Origin of the sequence: Pelotomaculum propionicicum, assembly GCF_048984525.1 — a bacterium.
In the GTDB taxonomy this organism is placed as follows: Bacteria; Bacillota; Desulfotomaculia; order Desulfotomaculales; family Pelotomaculaceae; genus Syntrophopropionicum; species Syntrophopropionicum propionicicum_A.
This window is the reverse complement of record NZ_JBMGJC010000012.1, coordinates 34,818-56,700: the sequence shown is the minus strand read 5'-3', so window position 1 is coordinate 56,700 and position 21,883 is coordinate 34,818. Positions and strand designations below refer to the sequence as shown.

At 53.2% G+C, this 21,883-nt stretch carries 21 protein-coding genes; 3 read left to right on the top strand and 18 right to left on the bottom strand.

Going from position 1 to position 21,883, the window contains the following annotated elements; all coding sequences use genetic code 11:
• Positions 1-85: 85 nt before the first annotated feature.
• On the top strand, positions 86-1,414 hold the full coding sequence (gene gabT / locus ACOBQJ_RS13660) for a 4-aminobutyrate--2-oxoglutarate transaminase (RefSeq protein WP_421072316.1): 1,329 nt from the start codon (positions 86-88) through the stop codon (positions 1,412-1,414).
• Between the two features lie 149 nt (positions 1,415-1,563).
• Here the strand turns inward: gabT and ACOBQJ_RS13655 are convergent, their stop codons facing one another.
• Positions 1,564-2,544, bottom strand: coding sequence for an ATP-grasp domain-containing protein (locus tag ACOBQJ_RS13655; RefSeq protein ID WP_421072315.1), 981 nt, complete (start codon positions 2,542-2,544; stop codon positions 1,564-1,566).
• A gap of 248 nt (positions 2,545-2,792) precedes the next feature.
• Here ACOBQJ_RS13655 and ACOBQJ_RS13650 point away from each other — a divergent pair, with 248 nt between their 5' ends.
• Entirely contained in the window at positions 2,793-2,975 is a 183-nt protein-coding gene (locus ACOBQJ_RS13650; protein WP_421072369.1) for a glutaredoxin family protein, read from the top strand.
• A gap of 117 nt (positions 2,976-3,092) precedes the next feature.
• Here the strand turns inward: ACOBQJ_RS13650 and ACOBQJ_RS13645 are convergent, their stop codons facing one another.
• From ACOBQJ_RS13645 to ACOBQJ_RS13605, 9 genes are all read right to left on the bottom strand, one after another.
• Positions 3,093-4,793, bottom strand: a complete 1,701-nt coding sequence (locus tag ACOBQJ_RS13645; protein ID WP_421072314.1) for a peptidoglycan D,D-transpeptidase FtsI family protein — start codon at positions 4,791-4,793, stop codon at positions 3,093-3,095.
• 183 nt (positions 4,794-4,976) lie between these two features.
• Positions 4,977-6,779, bottom strand: a complete 1,803-nt coding sequence (gene pepF / locus ACOBQJ_RS13640) for an oligoendopeptidase F (protein ID WP_421072313.1) — start codon at positions 6,777-6,779, stop codon at positions 4,977-4,979.
• A 14-nt stretch (positions 6,780-6,793) separates the two neighbouring features.
• Positions 6,794-8,005, bottom strand: coding sequence for a peptidase U32 family protein (locus ACOBQJ_RS13635; RefSeq protein ID WP_421072312.1), 1,212 nt, complete (start codon positions 8,003-8,005; stop codon positions 6,794-6,796).
• Positions 8,002-9,057 carry an endolytic transglycosylase MltG gene (gene mltG / locus ACOBQJ_RS13630; RefSeq protein WP_421072311.1) on the bottom strand — a complete coding sequence of 352 codons (1,056 nt, stop codon included), beginning with the start codon at positions 9,055-9,057 and terminating at the stop codon, positions 8,002-8,004. Before mltG ends, ACOBQJ_RS13635 begins: the two co-directional genes overlap by 4 nt.
• Before the next feature lie 191 nt (positions 9,058-9,248).
• The gene (locus ACOBQJ_RS13625; protein ID WP_421072310.1) at positions 9,249-10,769 is read right to left on the bottom strand and encodes a VanW family protein; all 1,521 of its coding nucleotides are present in this window, start codon (positions 10,767-10,769) and stop codon (positions 9,249-9,251) included.
• A gap of 69 nt (positions 10,770-10,838) precedes the next feature.
• Positions 10,839-11,102 carry a DUF1292 domain-containing protein gene (locus ACOBQJ_RS13620; protein WP_421072309.1) on the bottom strand — a complete coding sequence of 88 codons (264 nt, stop codon included), beginning with the start codon at positions 11,100-11,102 and terminating at the stop codon, positions 10,839-10,841.
• Positions 11,103-11,206: 104 nt separating this feature from the next.
• Positions 11,207-11,644 (bottom strand): Holliday junction resolvase RuvX, encoded by a 438-nt coding sequence (gene ruvX / locus ACOBQJ_RS13615; protein ID WP_421072308.1) that lies wholly within the window; start codon positions 11,642-11,644, stop codon positions 11,207-11,209.
• A 1-nt stretch (position 11,645) separates the two neighbouring features.
• The gene (locus tag ACOBQJ_RS13610) at positions 11,646-12,593 is read right to left on the bottom strand and encodes an aldo/keto reductase (RefSeq protein ID WP_421072307.1); all 948 of its coding nucleotides are present in this window, start codon (positions 12,591-12,593) and stop codon (positions 11,646-11,648) included.
• Positions 12,594-12,618: 25 nt separating this feature from the next.
• A complete protein-coding gene (locus tag ACOBQJ_RS13605) occupies positions 12,619-12,879 on the bottom strand; it encodes an IreB family regulatory phosphoprotein (protein WP_421072306.1) in 261 nt (86 codons plus the stop codon).
• A 169-nt stretch (positions 12,880-13,048) separates the two neighbouring features.
• On the opposite strand from ACOBQJ_RS13605, the gene ACOBQJ_RS13600 reads away from it, so the two are divergent.
• Positions 13,049-13,519, top strand: coding sequence for an N-acetyltransferase (locus ACOBQJ_RS13600; RefSeq protein WP_421072305.1), 471 nt, complete (start codon positions 13,049-13,051; stop codon positions 13,517-13,519).
• 78 nt (positions 13,520-13,597) lie between these two features.
• Here ACOBQJ_RS13600 and alaS read toward each other — a convergent pair whose 3' ends face one another.
• The 8 genes from alaS to nifS form a co-directional block, all read right to left on the bottom strand.
• Positions 13,598-16,234: an alanine--tRNA ligase gene (gene alaS / locus ACOBQJ_RS13595; RefSeq protein WP_421072368.1), complete on the bottom strand. Its 2,637-nt coding sequence runs from the start codon at positions 16,232-16,234 to the stop codon at positions 13,598-13,600.
• A 216-nt stretch (positions 16,235-16,450) separates the two neighbouring features.
• On the bottom strand, positions 16,451-17,500 hold the full coding sequence (locus ACOBQJ_RS13590; protein WP_421072367.1) for an AI-2E family transporter: 1,050 nt from the start codon (positions 17,498-17,500) through the stop codon (positions 16,451-16,453).
• A 48-nt stretch (positions 17,501-17,548) separates the two neighbouring features.
• Positions 17,549-17,737 (bottom strand): hypothetical protein, encoded by a 189-nt coding sequence (locus ACOBQJ_RS13585; protein WP_421072304.1) that lies wholly within the window; start codon positions 17,735-17,737, stop codon positions 17,549-17,551.
• A gap of 23 nt (positions 17,738-17,760) precedes the next feature.
• The gene (locus ACOBQJ_RS13580) at positions 17,761-17,934 is read right to left on the bottom strand and encodes a hypothetical protein (RefSeq protein ID WP_421072303.1); all 174 of its coding nucleotides are present in this window, start codon (positions 17,932-17,934) and stop codon (positions 17,761-17,763) included.
• Positions 17,935-18,092: 158 nt separating this feature from the next.
• Positions 18,093-19,181, bottom strand: a complete 1,089-nt coding sequence (gene mnmA / locus ACOBQJ_RS13575; RefSeq protein WP_421072302.1) for a tRNA 2-thiouridine(34) synthase MnmA — start codon at positions 19,179-19,181, stop codon at positions 18,093-18,095.
• Positions 19,182-19,185: 4 nt separating this feature from the next.
• On the bottom strand, positions 19,186-19,557 hold the full coding sequence (gene nifU / locus ACOBQJ_RS13570; RefSeq protein WP_421072301.1) for a Fe-S cluster assembly scaffold protein NifU: 372 nt from the start codon (positions 19,555-19,557) through the stop codon (positions 19,186-19,188).
• Between the two features lie 61 nt (positions 19,558-19,618).
• A complete protein-coding gene (locus ACOBQJ_RS13565) occupies positions 19,619-20,047 on the bottom strand; it encodes an RrF2 family transcriptional regulator (RefSeq protein WP_421072300.1) in 429 nt (142 codons plus the stop codon).
• Positions 20,048-20,151: 104 nt separating this feature from the next.
• Positions 20,152-21,354: a cysteine desulfurase NifS gene (gene nifS / locus ACOBQJ_RS13560; RefSeq protein WP_421072299.1), complete on the bottom strand. Its 1,203-nt coding sequence runs from the start codon at positions 21,352-21,354 to the stop codon at positions 20,152-20,154.
• Positions 21,355-21,883: the final 529 nt, after the last annotated feature.

Here is a 21,883-nt window from a genome sequence, read left to right as displayed (position 1 = left end):
ATATTTTGCAGGTCTAAACAAAAATGATTAAAAACTCAGGTTATATATGCAAAAATCAAAATTTATATTAGGAGGAAGTGTTAAAGTGACTACTTTGAAAACCCAGGTGCCCGGCCCAAAATCCCAGGAGATCTTGGAATTGAGGCAAAAGTATGTCCCCAGGGGTATCTCCTACTCCACCCAGATCTTCGTCAAGGAGGCCAAAGGCGCTGTTATTACCGATGTTGACGGCAACGAGTTCATAGACTTTGCCGGTGGGATCGGCGTTAACAACGCCGGTCACTGCCATGAAAAAGTGGTGCAGGCGGCTAAAGACCAGATCGACCACTTTATCCACACCAGCTTTAACGTCGCCCAGTATGAGCAGTATGTGAAGCTGGCGGAAAAACTGGACGAAGTTACCCCCGGAAGCTTTCCCAAGAAGACCATGTTTGCCAACAGCGGCGCGGAAGCGGTGGAAAACGCGGTTAAGATCGCCAGGAAATACACCAACAGGACCGGCATAATCGCCCTGGAGTGCGCTTTCCACGGCCGCACCCTGCTGGCCATGACCCTGACCAGCAAGGTCAAGCCTTATAAATACGGCTTCGGCCCGTTTGCCAGCGATGTCTATAAGGTACCTTCGGCTTACTGTTACCGCTGTTATTACGGGCTGAGCTACCCGTCCTGCGACCTGCAGTGCCTGAAAAACCTGGAGCGGTTCTTTGTGGCCGAGTGCCCGTCGGACCAGGTGGCGGCTGTGATCGCAGAGCCTGTACAGGGCGAGGGCGGCTTCATTGTCCCGCCGCCGGAGTTCCTGCCCGGATTAAAGCAAATCTGTGAAAAACACGGTATCCTGTTTATTGCGGATGAAATTCAGACTGGTTTCGGACGGACAGGAAAACTGTTCGCATGTGAAAACTTCGGCTTGGTGCCTGACCTGATGGCTATCGCCAAGTCGCTGGCCGCGGGATTCCCGCTGAGCGCGGTCACCGGCCGGGCGGAAGTTATGGACGCGCCCGCCCCCGGCGAAATAGGCGGCACTTACGGCGGCAACCCGGTTGCCTGCGCGGCGGCACTGCAGGTTATCGATATCATGAAGGATGAGGCCCTGCCGGAAAGGGCCAACTGGATCGGCTCGGTATTGACGGGCCGGTTAAAAGAAATGCAGGAGAAATACCCTGTGATCGGTGATGTGCGCGGCCTCGGCGCCATGATCGCGATCGAACTGGTCAACGATCGTAAAACCAAAGAGCCGGCCAAGGAAATTACCTCCCGGCTGACAGCCGAGTGCTACAAGCGGGGCCTGATTTTCCTGAGCGCGGGGATATACAGCAACGTGCTGCGGTTCTTGATGCCGCTCGTGATTACCGAGTCCGAGCTGAACCAGGCCGCTGATATCCTGGAAGCTTCTCTGCAAGAAGTCTGCGGCTAAAACTGAAGCAAAAACGTGTCAAGGGGACGGTTCTCTTGACACGTTCGTGTCACGGGGACGGTTCTCTTGACACGATCGTGTCACGGGGACGGTTCTCTTGACACGAATTCCGTGCCGGTTTTGTCCGGGACAGATCCCTTGCCCCATTATTAAATTTTTTCCTTTAATGTGAATAACTCATCATCATACCTCAGCATTACCAGGCCGTCTTTCCAGCCGTCGAGAGTTATTTCACTCTCGCACCCGCGGTACATCTCAATTATCCAGCGGGGGAAATCGGCCCCAGCCCTGATTGAAAGCGGGATCCCTCCTCCAAACCTGGGATTAATCTCAATAAACTTGATCTCTCTGCCCGGAGTCAAAAAGCACTGGACAGTAATGCAGCCCACCGCTCCGGGGAGCGCTTCGACCACTTTTTTCCCGGCGTTAATAATATCAATGTTTTTTACAGTCATTCCCTTGCTGATCTCGCCGGACCTGGTCTCAATCCGCAGCCTTGGCACAACACACCTGACCCTGCCGTGCAGGTCGGCCAGGATATCCAAGGTATACTCTTCCCCGGTAATAAGCTCCTGCACAATAGCGCCAGGCACATAACTGACAAAAAACTCCAGTTCCTTTGCGCTCCAAATTTTTGTCACACCGGTGCTTGAATTGCCGTTAAATGGCTTTAAAAGATATGGATACCTGGCTGCGGGCCCGCTTATTATTTCTTTCGGATCCAGGATCTCAGGAGTCTGTACTCCTATCGCCTTAAAAAATTCGCTGGTTTTTCTCTTGTCAAAGCTGATTTCGTTAACTTCCGGTGAAGATACCATGACGTTGACCCCGATTTCTTCGAAATCTTTTTTGCTGTCAGCCAGTATAGACAGCTCGGTATCTATCAAAGGTACCACCAGCTTAATCCGCCTTTTGCGGCATATAGCCTTGAGGGCTTCGATATAGCCCGGGTCCACAACGGGTGGCGCCAACTCCCCGATGTCAGCGACAAACGACGCGGGAGCGCTTTTGTTTAAGTCCGCGGTGATAATGTTTCCCCTTAAACCCATGGTTTTAAGGCTTTGCCTGAATGACCTGAGCAGGGAAACCCGCCTGCCCGCACTGGTAAAAAGAATGTTGAAGCTGTCCATAACTCTTTCCTTACCCCCAGGTAAATACATAATGATTCATATACGGGAACATTTATGGTCAATGCTATACAATATTGGAAAAATGGAAAAGTGTTCCTCGAATTTCTTTGAGTAATAAGTCAAGAGCCTGGCCTGCTTGCCGCATATTTCCCCCGGTCTCAATGAATAATAAAGAAAAAGTATAATCGGAGGTATGTACCATGCATGAAAATATTACAGTTTACACAACCCCTACCTGACCGCACTGCATACACGTGAAGGAGTTCCTCTCACAGAAGGGAGTAAAGTACCAGGAGTTAGATGTTGCTGCGGACAAAACTGCGCGGGAAGAAATGCTCAGAAAAACCGGGCGGATGGCCGTGCCTACAATTATGGTTGGGGAACAGGTGGTAGTAGGTTTCAACAAAAGCGAGCTGGAAAAGTTAATATAGCTAAAAGGCCCACCATTAAAGTGGGCCTTTTAGCGTGTCAAGGGGACGGTTCTTCTGACACGTTTTAATAATATTCTGAAAGCGTGTCAAGAGAACCGTCCCCTTGACACGGTCCCGCTATTCCAGCTTGAGTAAAATTTCCGCTATCTCGCGGAAAACCGGGGCGGCAGATTCGCTGCCGCTGTCGCCGCCTTCCACCAGTACTGTCACCACATAGCGGGGGTTCTTCCGGGGGGCGTACCCGGTAAACCAGGCGTCTGTTTTCTCCCCGCTGCTGCCTACCTGCGCCGAGCCTGTCTTGCCGGCACTGCCGAATACCGGCACCGCGGCTCCCGTGCCGGTGCCACTGTCAACAACTGACTCCATCAGGCCGCGCAGTATTCCAGCGGTGTCTGGTGAAACAGCCTGACTGCCGGCGCCTATATAAAACTCTTTAACGACACTGCCCCTGCTGCTGCGGACTTCCTTAACCAGGCGCGGCTCCCTGTATATCCCGCCGGAGACGATCGCGTTCGTCATGGCCGCCACCTGCAGCGGCGTAACCAGTACCGGCCCCTGGCCTATGCTGCAGTTGACCAGGTTGTACGGCTCCCCGATTAAATCCAGGTCCTGGCGCGTGTCGCAAACTACCGGGTAACCTATAACGTTTTGGTTCTCCAGGCCAAGCCGGCCGGCGTATTCTATCAGTTTCGGAGCGCCCAGGTCCAGCCCGACCCTGGCGAATGTGGGGTTGCATGACTCGGCAAAGGCGCGCGCAAAATTAATATCGCCATGCCCCCCTTCTTTCCAGCAGTGAATTATGTTATCTTTTTCACCGAGGCAGTTAAAACGGTTTTTCAGGCTGGCCGGGTCTTCCTCCAGAGCTGCCGCGGCCAGCACTATTTTAAAAACAGAGCCCGGTTGGTAGAGCGCGGTGCAGTGGTCAAAAGAACTCCCCTCAGCCGCGCCGCCAAGGTTTTTTTCCGGGTGTGCCGGGTCAAAACCCGGGCGGCTGGCCATGGCGAGGATATCTCCTGTCCCTGCTTCCATCACTACCACCGCGCCAATGCTTATCTTCCGGTCCATAGTATCTTCAACAACCTGCTGGACACGGGAGTCCAGGGTCAGCACCACATCCCGCCGGGCCCTGTCCTCCGCCTGCTCCTCCAGCTCAAAGCCGGGACCGCCAAGCAGCTTTCCCTGGGCGTCTTTAAAAACTCTTACCGCTTGCTCCGGCCTGTTTCCTTTCAAATCCTCCTCGTACGCCATTTCCAGGCCTGTCTTACCCACCAGGTCGTCGTAGCGGTAAATTTTTTCGGAATGGGAGACAAGGTTGAAGTACTCGGCGTAAGACGATACTTTGCCCAGGTGGCCTAAAGTTTGAGACGCCAGTGAATTATCGCCGTACCTGAACTGCACCGGCAGCGCCATTACGCCTGTCCAGTCCTTTTGCCGGATGAGTTCTGTCTGCTTAGCGGTTAAGTCGTAAGGCAGGCAGCATGCTCCTCCATCCAAACATCGTTTTATGCCTGCTTCATCAACAGCGAGGATCTCCGCCAGGCCTTTAGAAGCCGCATCTTTATCTTTTACCACCTGCGGGAAAACCACTACCCTGTTTTCGGTCTTCCCCCCGGTAAGCGGGACTAAATTACGGTCAAGGATTTTACCCCTGGGAGCATCCTCCAGTGAGACCCAGATGCTGCCCTGTTCCAACGCGAGACAAGCGTACCGTTCCCCGTTTTTTATCTGAATCCGCCACAGCTGGACGGCCAGCCCCAGAAAACATATAAATAGAACAGAAAAAATTAGGACCAGCCTCTTTTGCCTCAAAATGTCCATAAAAAAAACCTTCCATTAAAAGGTATTTGCTTTAAGCTTGGCCCAAAGTATAATAATTTATACAAAGTGCGACAAGGGGACGGTTCTTCTGTCGCGCTTTTGTATACAATAATGCGACAAGAGAACCGTCCCCTTGTCGCATCAACGACGCCATACACGAAAGCGGGGCCTGGATACTTGATTTTATGTTAATTCTTCGATCTGGTCCAGCAGCCGGGCAAACAGGTCCAGCCCTTCCTGCACCGGCTCTGGAGATGCCATATCAACCCCGGCGGACTTTAACAGGTTAAGAGGATAGTCACTGCCTCCCTTTTTCAGAAAGCCCAGGTAACGGTCAACCGCCGCCGCGCCTTCCTCCAGGATCCGGCTGGTAATGGCCGCCGCCGCGGAAAACCCGGTGGCATATTTGTAAACATAAAAGGCGGAATAAAAATGGGGAATGCGCGCCCATTCGAATTCCACATTCTCATCCACAATCATCTCCGGACCGTAGTAATCCACATTCAGTTGATGATAAACCTGACGCAGAAATTCAAGGGTCAGAGCCTGACCCTGTTCAGTTCTTTCATGAATAATTTTTTCAAACTCGGCGAACATAGTCTGACGGAAAACAGTGCCGCGAAATTGTTCCAGGTAGTGGTTAAGCAGGTAGAGCTTTTTGCTCCGCTCGCTCACTTTCTTGAGCAGATGCTCCATGAGCAGGGACTCGTTAACTGTGGAAGCCACCTCGGCAGTAAAGATAGTGTAATGGGCGTAGAGGTAGGGCTGCTCACCGCCGGCAAAATAAGAATGCATGGCGTGTCCCATTTCGTGGGCAATAGTAAAGACATTGCTTAAATTACCCTGATAATTCAGCAAAATATATGGGTGCACCCCGTAAGGTCCCCAGGAATAAGCGCCGCTGGTTTTACCCCTGTTTTCAAAAACATCCGTCCATCCCTCATTAAACCCCTGGGACATAATTTCGCCATAAGCAGCACCCAGAGGCGCAAGCCCCTCTTTCACCATCTCAACCGCTTCGGGGAAGGGGATCTCCCATTTGATGTCCTTTACCATGGGAGCATACAGATCATACATGTGCAGTTCGTCCAGCCCCAGCAATTTCTTGCGCAGGGCTGCATAACGGTGCATGGCGCCCAGGTTGCGGCGCACCGTTTGGATCAGGTTATCATAGACCTCCGGTGGAATGTTGTCTGCAAAAAGTGAAGACTGCAAAGCTGAAGGAAATTTACGCGCCCTGGCATAAAACACGTCCTTTTTTACGCTGGAAGAAAGAGTGGCGGCCAACGTGTTCTGCAGTTTCCTGTAGGAACTGTAGAGAGAGGTGAAAGCGTCCCGGCGCACCCGGCGGTCTGGGCTTTCCATGAACTGAATGTACCGGCCGTGGGTAACCTCCGCCTCTTTTCCCTCTTCATCCTTGATCGAAAGGAAGGTCATATCGGCATTGTTGATCATTTTGAAAATGTTAGCCGGGGCCTGGGCCACCTCACCTGCTCCAGCGATAAGCCGCTCCTCGGCGGCGGAAAGGATGTGGTCTTTTTTCCGCAGCAATTCGTCCAGAGCGAAATTGTAGAGCTTCAGGCCCGGCTCTTCCAGCCGGCAGCCTTCCAGGGTTTCCGCGGGGAGCTCCAGAATTTCGGGTTCAATGAATGATAGTGCCGTCTGCACCTGGGTATGCAGGCTTTCCGCCCGGTCAGTCAGTGCCTGGTAGACAGGATTGGCGTTATCCTCGTCCCGGCGCATGCGGGCGTAGGTATAAACTTTCTCGATAAGTTCCTGCAGCCTGTACTCCAACTGCAGGATTTCCAACAGAGAACGTGCTGACTGCCCCATTTTGCCCCTGTAGGCGGCGGCTTTATCGCTCAACTTTTTTACCAGCTGAAAATCCTGTTCCCATAAATCGTCGCTGGCATAGATATCTTCAAGCCGCCACTTGTATTGTTCGGGAATTTCTTTTCGGGTTGGAAGACTTCCCTTGCTTTGCAATTTAAGACCACCTTTTAAATAATTCTTAATATAGCGTAATCCGGCACCGGCCGGTCAATTGGCACCAGAACAACCTGCTGGGGGTGCGGCGCGGCTTCCACGCTGTTGCCTTCCTCATCAATAATCCTGGTTATCTTTTGTCTTAAAGTCTCCCCCCTGGGGATCATTATCTCCACATCATCCCCGACGGCGAAACGGTTTCGCTGTTCAACTACCGCCATCCCGGCATCAGCGTCATATCCTCTCACCAGCCCTGCAAAGACATGGCTTCTCCTGTAAATCTCCCCTTCGTAGTGCTGTCCTGAGGGACCTGGACTGCCAAATAAAAACCCGGTGGTGTAATCCCGGTGGCTTACCTTTTCAATCTCCTCCAGCCAGGCCGGGTTAAACCTGTAATTTTCGGGATCGCTGGCGTAAGCGTCAATGGCCTCGCGGTAGGCCTTTACCACACCCGCCACGTAATTGACGCTTTTCATGCGGCCCTCGATTTTAAAGCTGGTGATGCCGGCGCTGACCAGCTCGGGAATATGCTCGATCAGGCAGAGGTCTCTGGAACCGATAATGTAGCTGCCCCGCCCGTCCTCTTCTATCGCGAAATATTCTCCGGGCCTTTTTTCCTCCACCAAGGCGTATTTCCAGCGGCATGACTGGGCGCAGTCTCCGCGGTTGGCGTCGCGCCCCGTGAGGTAATTGCTCAGCAGGCAGCGGCCTGAATATGAAATGCACATCGCGCCGTGGATAAACATTTCCAGTTCCAGGGCGACCTGCTCCCGGATCTCCCTGATCTCGGCCAGCGAAAGCTCCCGGGCCAGGACGATGCGGCGGACTCCGAATTCTTCCCAGAAGCGCGCGGCAGCCCAGTTGGTCGTGTTGGCCTGGGTACTCAGGTGGACCGGCAGGGCCGGGTAAAGCCTCCTGACGAGATCGACCACGCCGGGATCGGATACGATCACCGCATCCGCTCCCGCTTTACAGACCATGTCCAGGTAAGCGGGAAGGCCTTCCAGGTCCCTGTTGTGAGCAAATATATTTACAGTCACGTATACCCGCACGCCATGGCCATGGGCAAACCTTACGCCTTCTGCCAGGTCGCTTTCATCAAAATTACCCGCTCCCGCCCGCAGGCCAAAATGCCGCCCACCGAGGTAGACGGCATCAGCGCCGTAGAGCACGGCGATTTTTAACTTTTCCAGATCGCCGGCGGGGGCCAGCAGCTCAGTTTTCATTCCTCGTACCTCTCTCTGTTGGCATTGTGCTCCGCCAGGGTTGTGGCAAACGCGTGCGAGCCGTCGGGCTTCGCCACGTAATAGAGATATTCCGTGCGGTCTGGCTGGATCGCTGCCAGAAGTGACGTACGGCCGGGCATGGCGATGGGGCCGGGCGGCAGCCCGTAGATCTTGTAAGTGTTATAGGGCGAGTCTATTTCCAGGTCCTCGTAGAAAAGGGTGGGCTTGGTCGTGCCCAGGGCGTACTGCACGGTGGCGTCCACCTGCAGGGGCATGTCGATGTTCAGGCGGTTGTAGATAACACCCGCTATTAAAGGCCTTTCTTCATCGACCATTGCTTCGCGCTCCACCATGGAAGCGACGGTCAGCGCCTTGTGCAGCGTAACGCCTTTACTTTCTGCCTGTGCCTGGTAGTCAAGTTCTTCTATAACACTGGCAAAACGCTTCAGCATCATGTCGATAATCGACACTTCAGTACTTCCCCGGTCCACCTGGTAGGTATCCGGAAAGAGGTATCCTTCCAGGCGCTTTTCCCCTTTGGGCAGGCCCTGGACAAATGAATAAGGGAATTCTTCTTCGGAGACCGCCAGCATGAACTTTTGCCTGTCCACCAGTCCCTTGGCGGCGAGCAAATCGGCTATCTGCGCCGTCGTATACCCCTCGGGAACAGTAAATGACATTTCCGCCAGGCGCCCTTGGACCAACTCCCTGAGCAGCTCGGGCGTTGAGTAGCTGTCGTTAAGCCTGTATTCCCCCGCCTTAATCCTGCTGTCCAAGCCGGTATACCTGGCATAAAGGCTGAAGACCAAACCGTTTCGCACCAGCTCGTTTTGCTCTAAAATATCGCCCACCTGGTTCGCGGTGGCGCTTACGGGTATGGCCACCACCACTTCCCTGCCCCTGCTTTTTGCTGAAACCGGGGACAGTGACATTAGTATATAGATAAATACCAGGCAGATGGCGCCGAGTGATAACATTAAATGGTAGCGGTATCTTCTGATAAATTTATTTTTCTTATGCTTTTCTAATTTGCTCTCCGCAAGATAACGCATAAACACCCCACCATAGATGATTTCATATTATAACATTATTTGTCACACGGGCACAAGGAAACCCCTGTAAATAACTTAATAATTAGGTACCGGTAACCGAAAATTGAAAATTCAAAAACTTAATAACTTAGGTACCCGGTACCGAAAAGTAAGGGGCAGTTCGCGTGAACTGCCCCTTTGTTGAGCTGCGATTATGGCGTCCTGCCGCCGGCCGGGGGATTGGCTCCCGGTATAGCCGGTATGGTCGTGGAGCCGCCGCCGGTAGTGGCTCCGCCCGTGGGCTGGTCCTGGCCGCCGGGCGGTATGACCTGACCTCCCGGCGTCCCCGGTTTGGACGGCGCTACCTGTGGTAATGTTTCCGAAGTCCCCACAGCGATCACCTTGTTAATCGGGTTATAATCGCTGTAGGACTGCGCGTCCCTTTTTTCTACTTTGCCATTCAGGAAAACTACCCGCTCTGTATAAGCCAGGAACCCGTTTGAGCCTTCTTTTTTAACGACCTCCGTGCCCTTGGGCAGGTTCGGGTCGGTTTCATATACCACGTTGAAATTTATTTCATCGGTTACAACGGAATCTATGCGCACGTCCCTCTTATACGCGGTGTTGCCGTAGATGTTAATGGTGATCTGCCCGCCGCTTAAATATGACTTGATATACAAATAGTCCCCTGTGTTATTGCCGAATTTAAAGTCCAGAGCGTCATAAACAACTGTGGCGTCGCGCCCTATGGGGACGTAGCTGACGGGAATGGAGTGGTTGTACCGCTCTTCGATTTCAAGGTTGGCCATCAGGACACTGTTGTAAAGAGTCGTTGAAACCTGGCACACGCCTCCGCCAAGCCCGTCCACCAGTTCGTCGTTAACAATAACCGGGGCGGTCTTGTAGCCGGCCTCGGAGCTGCGGGGGCCCACGACCTCGTTAAATGAAACAACCTGCCCGGGCATAACCAGCAGTTCGTCGAAGGCCCGGGCCGCCACGCTGATATTATAAGTACGGCTGACCTTCCCGGCGTCAAAATGTGTTGTATAACCGCCAAGCAGGCCGTTGATGTTCATGCTCTCAAGCGCCGCGGTGGTGCGGGACGGTGAAACGGGAACCAGGGACAGGTCCACTTCCTGGTCCCTGTTGTTCAACACATCGACAATGTCTTTCTTCAGCTTTTCCAGGTCCAGTCCCATACCGTCCTGGCTGGGAACAACTGTAACCCTGTCACCGGCGCCGACCCTAAAAGTCGCTTCCACGGGATCTGTGGTTATTTCCCCGGTCAGGTCTTTTAAACGCTGAGACAGTTTTTCCTCATCATATGTAAAAGCTGTCTGCAATGAGAGGCCGTTTTTCTCAATCTGCTTTCTATCCTGCCAGCGTTTGATTATCGAACCCTGTTTTCCGGCATTGAGCGCTTCAGTTATAACAGCTTCCTTATTAATTTCAAACCCCACTTCGTTTAACAGAAGTGTGCTGCTCCAGCCGTGATAGCGAAGGGCCACCCTTTTCGCGCGAAAACTCTTTTCTGTTTCCGCCAGCTTTGCCATGCCTTCTTCTTTGTTTAATCCGCCGAGGTCAGTCCCCATGAACTCAACCCCGGAATAAATCTTTTCTGAAGACGAAGCAAAAAATCCCGAGCTGAATATGACCAGCGGCAGGACGATAATAACTGATACAATAATTATTTTTATAATGTTTGATGTTTTGGCAGGCGTTTTGGCAGGCATTTTTTACTCCCTTTAACCGTAAAAAAAGCCGGATTGCAGGAAACTACAACCAGCTTAATTCTGTTAGCTTTACTCGATTTCTTCCTCGGCTATCATTTCCTCCCAGGCATCTGAAACCTTTTCCCATTCCTCGTCGTCTTCGATATCTACCAGCAGCTCGTTGCCTTCTTCGTCCTTGGCGAATTTCAGGATTATAGCTTCGTTATTCTCCTCGTCGACCGGCAGCAGTATGGCATACTCAGAGCCGTCCACCTCTATGATATCAATCACGGTAAAGTCGTGCTCTGTACCTTCTTCGTCTACCAAAGTTACAACTTCATCAGCTTCAGTCAATATATTCACCTCTTCCAATGTTTACTGAAAAAATTCTATCTAAAAAAAGTAATCCTGTCAAGCAAAGTAGTTTGACTCTATATGCCAGTTCTGTTTTACATTTGTTAATCCGCCTTTTTTGTGGAACCCCTGCCTGCCGCGTCAAGGTAGTTCTGCAGGATCAAAACAGCCGCCATTTTATCAATAACCTGCCGCCGTTTGTTTCTTTTCATATCCGCTTCGATCAGCAGCCTTTCTGCCTCGACCGTCGTTAATCTTTCGTCCCACAGTTCCACGGGCAGGTCAAGGGCCCTGGCCAGGCGCCCTGCGAAGTCACGGGCCTTTTCCGCGCGGGGCCCCGTGCTTCCGTCCATATTCAGCGGCAGCCCCACCACAACCTTCTCAACTTCATGCTTTAAGGCGATCTCCCTGATCCTCCTGATATCACCTTTCGAGCCGCCGCCGCCCGTAATAACGTCCAGCCCCTGCGCTGTCCAGCCCATCGGGTCGCTCAGCGCCACGCCTATTCTTTTATCCCCCAGGTCAAGTCCCAGCACGCGCATATCAGATCACCTTGATGCAGAAATCAGGGCAGGCCGCGCCGCAGTAACCGCAAAGGACGCACAGATCTTTGTCCACCATGGCCCTTCCTTCTGTAATTTTCAGCGCCCCAGCCCGGCATTTCTTTATGCAATGCCCGCAACCGCGGCACCATGACTCAATATGAAGGCGCCTTGCCTGGCGCCTGACAGCAGATTTTAAAGTTTCCGGTACCCCTTTACCGCTGAATAAAAGGGTATTGTAATCCACTTCTTGAACTGTGCTCATCCCAACCGCCACTGAGGACAATTCAGGCAGCGACAATACGAAATTTAATGCTTCTTCCGGCCTGTCAAGCAAGTTGCCGCCGCCCAGGGCTTTCATCGCATAAAGGCCCTTGCCCGCGCCGGAGGCGGCCCTGATGGCCGCCAGCATGTCTTCCCTGGTCCCGTCAACTATCCCTATCCCCGCGCAATTGACCAGGGGGTGGATCACATCAAGCTCCGGAATTTGGGCCGCAGCCAGCACACCCGCGACATGGTGGGTAGAAATGCCGGCAGCCCTGATGGTCCCTTTTTCTTTAGCCTCCAAAAGAAATTCAAAGGCTTCCCAGTGGCCTTTGATAGTCAGGTGCGACTCCTGTTCATGGAGCATGAAAATATCAATGTAGTCCCTGTCCAGCTCTTTTAGCGCTTTTTCAACGCTCCTTACCATATCCTTACGGGTGTAAGCGTAACACTTCGAACAAATAACGACATCGCGAGCAAACCCGCGGACAGCCTCGCGAATATATGGATAGGTCCGGTAAAGCTCTGCCGTGTCTATAAAATTTACACCGTTCTCAAGAGCCCTGCGGATGACAGCAGAGCCTTCCAGCAAAGACAGGCCGGCCTGGAGGGGGCCGATGGTCAGAGCGCCAAAACAAAGTCGGGACACCAAAATACCGGTCTTCCCGAGAGGCCTGTACTGCAACTGCTCTCCAACTCCCGCTTAATAATTATTCCTGCTTGAGATAGCTTTTTACCAGTTCCTCAAGTATCTCATCCCGCTCAAGCCGGCGGATCAGGCTGCGGGCGTTACCGTGGCTGGTTATATAAGCCGGATCCCCGGACAGCAGGTACCCTACCAGCTGGTTGATCGGGTTGTATCCTTTTTCAATTAGAGAGTTGTAGACCTGGTGTAGAATGTCCCGGGCCCGGTTCACATCATCGGCCTGAACTTTAAACATCATAGTCTTGTCTGAAAAATCCGAAGGCATCTACGGCAAACCTCCTTTTTTAAATCTATTCGCTGCCTTTAATATTTTTCCTTCACTGCTATATAATACCTGCCGACAATAGTCTATCCCCAAAAAATGATTGAGACACCTGTCTAACTAATATATAATACATAGTAATTCTATTAAGAAGGGTGACGAGCAAGACTATATGAAATTTCGCAAAGCAAAAATCACTGATGTTGAACCTATTCACGCTTTAATTACAGACTATGCCGAAAAAGGCTTGATGCTTGCCAGGCCGCGCACTCTGCTGTACGAGAGCCTGCGCGAGTTTACCGTCGCCGTGGACCGGGACAGGGTCGTCGGGGCCGGCTCGCTGCACATTATATGGGAAGACCTGGCCGAGATCAGGGCCCTTGCTGTTGCGCCGGATTATGCTAAAAAAGGGATCGGCCGCGGCCTGGTGCGAAATTTTCTAAATGAAGCGCGCGACCTGGCTATACCGCGGGTCTTCGCCCTTACCTACCAGGACGGCTTCTTTGCCAAATGCGGTTTTCGAATAGTAGAAAAGGATTCCCTTCTCCAAAAAGTGTGGAAGGAATGTGTTAACTGCCCGAAATTCCCCAATTGCGATGAAATCGCCATGATTATCGATGTGCAGATACCTGCTGAAAAATAAGTTGCAGGGACCTCCGCCGCCGCTAAAATATGTAAAATGCTAAAAACCCGGCATGGCAGACGCCTGCCGGGTTATTTATTACAGTTTGAGCTGTTTTTCTACCACCTGGCTGGCTTTTTCCAGGGCCTCACGCAGGCGGGAAGGGTCTTTGCCGCCGGCCTGGGCCATCTCGGGACGGCCGCCGCCTCCGCCGCCGACCACCGCGGCGACTTCTTTTACCAGTTTCCCGGCGTGCAGCCCGCCGGGCAGCAGGTCTTTAGTTACCGCCGCCACTAAATTCACCTTGTCGCCGGCGGTGCTGCCCAGTATGATTACCCCCGATTCGATCTTATCCCGCAGGAGGTCCACCATGCCCCGCAGGCTGTCCATATCCGGCGCCGCGGCCTCCCCGGCCAGCACCTTGATCCCTTTAACCGTCTTCACGCTGTTGATCAGGTCATGCACCTGGTACCTGGCCAGCCTGGCCTGGAGCGCCTCGTTCTCCGCCTCCAGCTCCCTGTTGTTTTCCAGCAGGCCTTCCACCCGGCGGACCACCTCGTGGGGCGCCGCTTTCACCAGCCTGGCTATCTCGGCCAGCTGTTCCTCCCTGGCGTTCACATAGCGCAGGGCGCCCTGGCCCGTTACCGCCTCCACCCGGCGCAGGCCGGCGCCGACGCTGCTTTCTCCCACCAGTTTGAACAGGCCGACCTCGGCCGTATTCTTAAGGTGAGTGCCGCCGCAGAGCTCCAGGCTGAAATCACCCATCTTGACCACCCTGACCCTCTCCCCGTATTTTTCTCCGAAGAGGGCCGCCGCGCCCATGGCCCTGGCCTCGTCAACAGAGGACTCAAAAACTTCTATGGTAAAGTCATTTAAGACCGAGTCGTTTACTATATCCTCGACTTTTTTTATTTCGCCGGCGTCTATCGCCGCGTAATGGGTAAAATCAAAGCGCAGCCGGTCCGGTTCCACCAGCGAGCCGGCCTGGTTGACATGGTCGCCCAGCACCATTTTCAGGGCCTTGTGCAGCAGGTGGGTGGCCGAGTGGTTGCGGCAGGTAGCCAACCGCCTGGCAACGTCCACCTCAACCGACACCTGGTCATGCTCCTTCAAAATGCCGTTGATCACCTTGCCGCGGTGCACGATAAGGTTTTCCACCGGCTTGGTCACCTCGTAAATTTCCACCTTAAGCTCAGGGGCGGCCAGGCGCCCGTGGTCGCCCACCTGCCCGCCGGACTCGGCATAGCAGGGTGTGACGTCCAGGATGAATTCCACTTCTTCCCCGGCCTGGGCTGATTTTACCCTTTCCCCGTCTCTCAGGATCCCCTGCACGCTGGCCCTGGCCTCCAGGGCGTCGTAGCCGACGAAGTTAGTCTCGCCCATCTCCTCACGCATTTTCTTGAAGAGGGCGCCCCGTTCCGATATATATTCGGTTTCCTGCCTGGCGCTGCGGGCCCGCTGCCGCTGGTCCTCCATGGCCCGGCCGAAACCGTCCGTGTCCACTGTAAATCCCTGTTCTTCCGCCATTTCCTGCGTCAGTTCCAGGGGAAAGCCGTACGTGTCATAAAGCTTGAAAGCGTCCGCGCCGGGTATAACGGAGCTGCCCTGCTTTTTCGCCTCTTCCATCAGCCGGTTCAGCATTTCGGTACCCTGGGCCAGTGTTTCCGAAAAACGCTTCTCCTCGTTGTGGATGACGCTCAGTACGTGGTCTTGCCGTTCGGCCAGCTCCGGGTAGGCTCTGCCCATCTGGCGGACGACCGCCCCGCCCACCTTGTAGAGAAAGAGTTCCTGGATGCCGAGCAGCCGGCCAAAACGCGCCGCCCGCCTCAGCAGTCGCCTGATCACGTATCCCCTGCCTTCGTTGGAAGGCAGCGCCCCGTCGGTGATGGCGAAGGTTATCGCCCGGCAGTGGTCGGCGATTACTTTTAAAGCTACGTCGACCTTGTTTTCCCTGCCGTACTCCAATCCGAACAATCCGGCTGTATAGTCCATAATTTCCCTGAGCAGGTCGGTGTCGAAGTTCGAGGGCACGCCCTGGAGCACCGAAGCCACCCGCTCCAGGCCAAACCCCGTATCAATGCCCTTGCTGGCCAGGGGTGTGTAATTACCTTCTTCGTCCCTGAAAAACTGTATGAACACCAGGTTCCATATTTCCAGGTAGCGGTCACAGTCGCAGCCGACTTCGCAGTCGGGCGAGCCGCATCCTCTTTCCGCGCCCAGGTCCACATAAATCTCCGAGCACGGGCCACAGGGCCCCACGCCAATTTCCCAGAAGTTGGTGTCCTTGCCCAGCCTGACAATCCGCTCGGCCGGGACGCCCACGACCTTGTGCCAGATGTCGAACGCCTCGTCGTCGTCAAGGTAGATGGTGACCCACAGCTTGTCCGGCGGAAGCCGCAGGTGCTCGGTCACGTACTCCCAGGCCCAGGGGATGGCAGACTCTTTAAAATAATCGCCAAAGGAAAAATTTCCGAGCATCTCAAAAAAAGTATGGTGCCGCGCGGTCCTGCCTACTGACTCGATATCCGGCGTACGGATGCATTTCTGGCAGGTGGTCACCCTGGTATAGTCCGGTTTGGCCGCGCCTGTAAAAAACGGCTTGAAAGGGACCATCCCTGCAGCCGTCCATAAAATGCTTGGATCATTTACAGGTATCAGGGAAGCGCTGGGCAAAATTTTATGCCCCTTGCTTTCAAAAAACCTGAGGTAACTCTCTCTGATTTCATTACCGGTCATCAATTTTAAACCCAGCCTTTTATCTATATTTTTGCGCTATAATTATACAAAATGTTCCTGTAAAGTGTCAAACCAAATTATCCCGTGTGCGACTAAAGCCGCACCTGCAGGTGGTGTGACCGTTCCGCTGTAGGGCGGGTTTTAACCCGCCATTCCAATCGAGGACATTCCTCGACCCTAAAGGAATACTCGCAGAGGAGGTGTGTCCCCGTTCCGCTATAGCCACGCAGCTGTTTTCAGGAATATAAAATTGAAGATCACCCGGAGCACCGCCGCCGCCGGGACCGCTAAAAGCATGCCGGTGAGCCCGTACAGCTCCCCGCCCGCCAGCAGGCTGAAGATCACCACCAGCGGGTGCAGCCCCACCTTGTCTCCCAGGATCTTGGGCGAGATGATATTGCCTTCCAGCTGGTGGATGATGAAAAAGGCGGCAACGACTTTCACAGCCAGCCATTTTGATTCTAATAGGGCCAGGCAGACAGCGGGGACAGCCCCGATAATAGGGCCGAAATATGGTATCAGCTCGGTCAGCCCGGCAAACAGGCCAAGCATCAGGGCAAAATCGACACCCAGCAGCGCCATCACGACCGCGGTCATTCCCCCCACTATGGCGGCCACCAGTAAATAACCTTTAATAAAGCTTCCCAGCACTCTGTCGATCTGTTTGAAAAGGTCCACGGCCTCGTCCCTCCATGCAGCCGGCAGCACGGAAAGCGCTTTTAACTTGATTAATTCCAGGTCTTTTAGGATGTAAAAGGACAAGACAGGGGCCAAAATTATTTTAAATATGCTGCCGAACAGCCCCACAATGGAGGCCAGGATATTTCTCACCCGCTCCAGCATGATTTCCTCCAGCCAGCGGATCCTTTCATCAAACACCTGCTTCATGCCGTCGGGCATACCCAGGTCGGAGTACCGGTCCTGGATGGACTGGGTGATCTCATGGGCCTGTATGGTGTACTGCGGGATCGCCTCCACCAGCATGTTCAGCTGTTTAATAATCAGGGGAAAGCCGTACATGAGAAAACCAGCCATGACCAGAAACAGGGCCAGGTAAGCCCAGAGGATGGCAGCCACCCTCGGCGCGCCCTTTTTGCTGATAGCGCCTGCCAGCGGATTAATCAGGTAAGACAGCAGCACCGCCAGCGCAAATGAAAAAAACAACCCCCGCAAAAGGTATAAAAAATAGACAACAGCGACGGCAAGGGCTGTAAGTATAAAAAAGCGCAGTATTTTTCTGTCTTTCCACCAGGCCAGCAATCTCACCACCAAGGAAAAAGTGAGGAGATTTTTTTCTCCCCACTTTTACTTTAATCATTTCATAAGGTCATTAACCGATTTTGAAACACCCCGGAGCACCCTGTGCGCCCGGCTTTTGGCCTCCCTGGCGCCGCTGCTCACCGCGTCCTTGCTGATATAGCCGCGGCGCCCTGACGCCATCATGCTGATCGCCGCACCGATGATGCTTCCGGTTAGAACGCCCCTCCAGAAACTAGTCCGCACGATATTTCCACCCCCATTAAAATTTATAATAAAAATTCGTTTTGCGGGTCCAGTGCGACCAAACTTCCGTCCTCGGCCAGTTCAAAAATCTGAACACCTTCTTTGTTAATACGGTATTCCACACAGCAATCCCAACAGTAATACTGGTCGACACCGACTTTTCCATTGGCTTTTCCGCCGCAAACCGGGCATTTCAAAATGAGTCGCCCTCCCAAATTTTAAATAAATCGCTTTCACAAACTTTATTTGCTATTATGTCCATATCATTTATAAATAATGCGAAATAAATGCGACAGCGAGAACCGTCCCCCCTGTCGCATTTGCGACAAGGGGGACGGTTCTCGCTGTCGCATTATTAATTGGCTGTGGTAATGGTGGCGCCGCCGACCAGGCAGTCGCCCCGGTAAAAAACTACCGCCTGCCCCGGCGTAATCGAACGCAGCGGCTGGTGAAAGCGCACAGCCAGGCGGCCGCCGGGCAGCGGCTCGACCGTGGCCGGGGCGGGCCGGCCGTTGTAGCGGATCTGAGCTTCCACTTCCATGGGGCCTTCCAATTTCTCGTAAAGGACCAGGTTGATATCTTCGGCGGTTAAGCCATAGCCAAGGATCGCTTCTTCCGGGCCCAGGGTAATGGCGTTTTTCTCCGGGTCGATTTTTACTACGTAGATACGTTCTCCCGCGGCAATGCCGAGCCCCCTGCGCTGGCCGATGGTATAAAAGGGGATGCCTTTGTGCGCACCGATAATCTCCCCCTGCATGTTTAGGAAAGGGCCTGGTTTGATGTCCTTCGTTTTCTCACTTAAAAAGTTACGGTAATTATCGTCCAGGACAAAGCAGATCTCCTGGCTTTCTGCCTTGTCCGCCACCCGCAGCCCGTAGTCCGCGGCCATCTTCCTCACCTGCTCCTTGGTGTAATCCCCCAGGGGCATTAGAGTATGGGCGATCTGGCGCTGGGTCAGACCGTACAGCACATAAGTCTGGTCTTTTTTCCGGTCTGCCGGGCGGCGCACCGTGTAGCGCCCGTATTCTTTGCTGAAACCCAGCCTGGCGTAGTGTCCGGTGGCTATGTAACGGGCTCCCAGGCTCAGCGCCTTGTCCAGCAGCGCCTCAAATTTGACATGCCTGTTGCACGCGATGCAGGGATTGGGCGTGCGCCCCCGCAGGTATTCGCACGTAAAATAGTCGATTACTTTTTCTTCAAAGATACGGCGAAAGTTCATTACGTAAAAAGGTATGCCGAGCTTATTGGCGACGCTCCTGGCGTCCTCAACAGCAGTCAGGGAACAGCAGCCGACGTGCTCATCCCCGGTCTCGGAACGGTCGGCATCCCAGATCTGCATGGTGACACCGGTCACATCGTAACCCTGCTCTAACAACAGGGCGGCGGTGACAGAACTGTCTACCCCGCCGCTCATTGCAACAATAACCTTTTTTTTGTCTGTCAAAGGATCACGCACCTTGTCTTTTTCTGTAATCCTCAACCGCGACGTGCATAGCTTCAGCCGCCATGTTGGAACAGTGCAATTTTTGCGGCGGCAGCCCGTCCAGCTCGTCTGCTACCATCATGTCGGTAATTCTTAACGCTTCCTCTATGGTTTTGCCTTTAGCCATCTCTGTAAGCATGCTGCTTGAAGCAACAGCGGCGGCGCAGCCAAAAGTTTTAAATTTTATATCTTTTATTATATTATCTTCTATCTTCAGGTATATCTTGGTGATGTCACCGCAGGTCGGGTTGCCGACTTCTCCGATGCCGTTCGCGTCAGGCAGTTCCCCAACATTCCTGGGGTTTTCAAAATGGTCCATTACTTTTTCCGTGTACATTATTATACCTCCTATTTTCACTTCAGGTCTTTCAACCTAAATTAATAACAAGTTAACTGCCTTACCTCTTTTGAGACTCTGCGGCCTCACGGCACATATCGGCCAGGCTGATGGAGTCGAGCAGCTCAGCAAGGCCGTCCCGCACCCTCTCCCAGACCGTGCGTGTTATGCAGTAGTCAGCTTCATCACAAACCCCGGGATTTTCTTCACTGACACAGTATACCGGCGCAATGGGGCCCTCCAGGGCACGAATAATATCCCCCACATTAATTTCTGATGGCTCCCTGGCGAGGACATAACCTCCCTGGGCCCCGCGCATGCTTTTTACCAAACCTGCTTTTTTAAGCATGGCGATAAGCTGTTCAAGGTAGTGATCCGAAAGGTTCTGGCGTTCCGCCACAGTCTTCAGAGATATAGGGCCTGAGCCGTAATTTTGCGCCAGGTCGAACATTGCTTTCAGGCCGTAATGTCCCCTGGTGGAAAGCCTCAAGTAATCACTCCCTTTAACACTTCACATTATGCTCAAGGGATATCATAGCACGGCACTCGGATATTGTCAATTTCAAAAAACTGACCCGCCGGAAGGCAAAAAGGTCAGCATGGATATATATTATCAGCTTCATTTTTCTGAGATCCCTGTGTAAAGCCAAGAGGTGACATCTCCCTTAACCGCTCTACTAACGGAGGCAAAATTTCAATGAAATGACCCACGTCTTCCTCGGTATTAACCCTGCCCATTGTTATCCGCAGGGAACCGTGGGCTTTTTCCAGTGGGATACCCATGGCCAGTAGCACGTGTGACGGTTCCAGTGACCCCGAGGTGCAGGCGGAGCCGCTGGAGGCGGCCACTCCCTTCATGTCCAGGCTGAAAAGCAGCGACTCCCCTTCAATATAATCAAAAATGAAGCTGGCATGGTTTGGCAGGCGCATGTCCGGGTGGCCGATCAACCTGGCGTGAGGTACCCTTTCCAATATTCTGCTGATAATTTTGTCCCGCAGCAGGATTAAACGGGCCGCCTCCTTTTCCATTTCAGCGGCGGCAATTTCCACCGCTTTGCCCAGGGCCACAATGCCGGGCAGGTTTTCAGTCCCCGGCCGGCGCTTCCTCTCCTGCCCGCCGCCGAAGTCGACGGGCTTCCAGCGTGTGCCGCGCCGGATATATAAAGCGCCTGTTCCTTTCGGGGCGTAAATTTTATGGCCGGACAGAGAGAGCAGGTCCACCTGCAGGTCGTTCACGTCGACCGGAATTTTCCCCATGCTCTGGACTGCGTCAGTATGAAAAACAACTCCTTTTTCCCTGGCGATACGTGCCATTTCCGCGATCGGCTGTATTGTCCCCACTTCGTTGTTGGTATGCATGATCGTAATCAAGATAGTATTGTCTTTTATAGCGCGGGCCAGGTGTCCGGGATCAACCATGCCGTATTCGTCCACGGGCAAAACTGTCAGTTCAAAACCTTCACTCTCAAGTGACCTGCAGGTATCCAAAACTGCATGGTGCTCCACCGCCGACGTTATTATGTGATTGCCCCTTGCATGATTGCTGTTTACCGCGCCTCTGATGGCCAGCCTGTCGGACTCCGTGCCGCCGCTCGTAAATACTATTTCGGCAGGGTTTGCCCCTATCCCCCTGGCTACCTTTTCACGGGCCTCCTCCAGCGCTTTTTTGGCCTCCCGGCCGAAAGAATGGATGCTGGAAGGGTTGCCGTAAATGCTGTTTAAACAGCGGCACATTTCCTCGGCTGCGTCAGGGTGGACCGGGGTGGTGGCGCTGTGATCAAAATAAATTTTACGCACTGTTTTATTTCCTCCCGCGACTTAATCCTAGTAATCTCGTCGGATATATTGGGGACATATTAGCATAAGCCCCCGGAGTTGTCAATTTGATTTCCAAGGCTAGTTTACAACAAGAAACCTTCCTCAAAAGAGGAAGGTTTCTATGTTAAGAGCCCGTAATGACCTACGCTACAGCCACTACGCATCCCTGCATAGCCCACGACAATCTTTCGACTGCCATAGACCATTACGGAACCCGTAATGACCTTTGCTCGACTATCATGGATATCTAGGAAGCCTGTAGCAATCTTTCGACTGCTATAGACCTCAGGCTCAAGAAATTAGCATCCGACACCCATGATAATCTTAGCTCGACCAATGGATATCCCTTACGACCCTGCAACAATCGTTCGGACTGCTGCAGAGCCTGCCGGAACACCCACCAGTCTGCCCGCCGACTAATATCAAGCCGTTTGACCTGATATTAATCTTTGGCCGACTATTACAGAGCCTTTTGACCCTGTAACAGTCTGGGCTCGGCCATTACGAA

Coding starts and splice junctions, on each gene's coding strand:
- nifU (WP_421072301.1), bottom strand. CDS start 19,557: ATGTACACGGAAAAAGTAATGGACCATTTTGAAAACCCCAGGAATGTT.
- ACOBQJ_RS13645 (WP_421072314.1), bottom strand. CDS start 4,793: ATGGACATTTTGAGGCAAAAGAGGCTGGTCCTAATTTTTTCTGTTCTA.
- ACOBQJ_RS13655 (WP_421072315.1), bottom strand. CDS start 2,544: ATGGACAGCTTCAACATTCTTTTTACCAGTGCGGGCAGGCGGGTTTCC.
- ACOBQJ_RS13605 (WP_421072306.1), bottom strand. CDS start 12,879: ATGCCTTCGGATTTTTCAGACAAGACTATGATGTTTAAAGTTCAGGCC.
- ACOBQJ_RS13600 (WP_421072305.1), top strand. CDS start 13,049: ATGAAATTTCGCAAAGCAAAAATCACTGATGTTGAACCTATTCACGCT.
- alaS (WP_421072368.1), bottom strand. CDS start 16,234: ATGACCGGTAATGAAATCAGAGAGAGTTACCTCAGGTTTTTTGAAAGC.
- mltG (WP_421072311.1), bottom strand. CDS start 9,057: ATGCGTTATCTTGCGGAGAGCAAATTAGAAAAGCATAAGAAAAATAAA.
- ACOBQJ_RS13625 (WP_421072310.1), bottom strand. CDS start 10,769: ATGCCTGCCAAAACGCCTGCCAAAACATCAAACATTATAAAAATAATT.
- ruvX (WP_421072308.1), bottom strand. CDS start 11,644: ATGCGCGTGCTGGGACTTGACCTGGGGGATAAAAGAATAGGCGTGGCG.
- ACOBQJ_RS13635 (WP_421072312.1), bottom strand. CDS start 8,005: ATGAAAACTGAGCTGCTGGCCCCCGCCGGCGATCTGGAAAAGTTAAAA.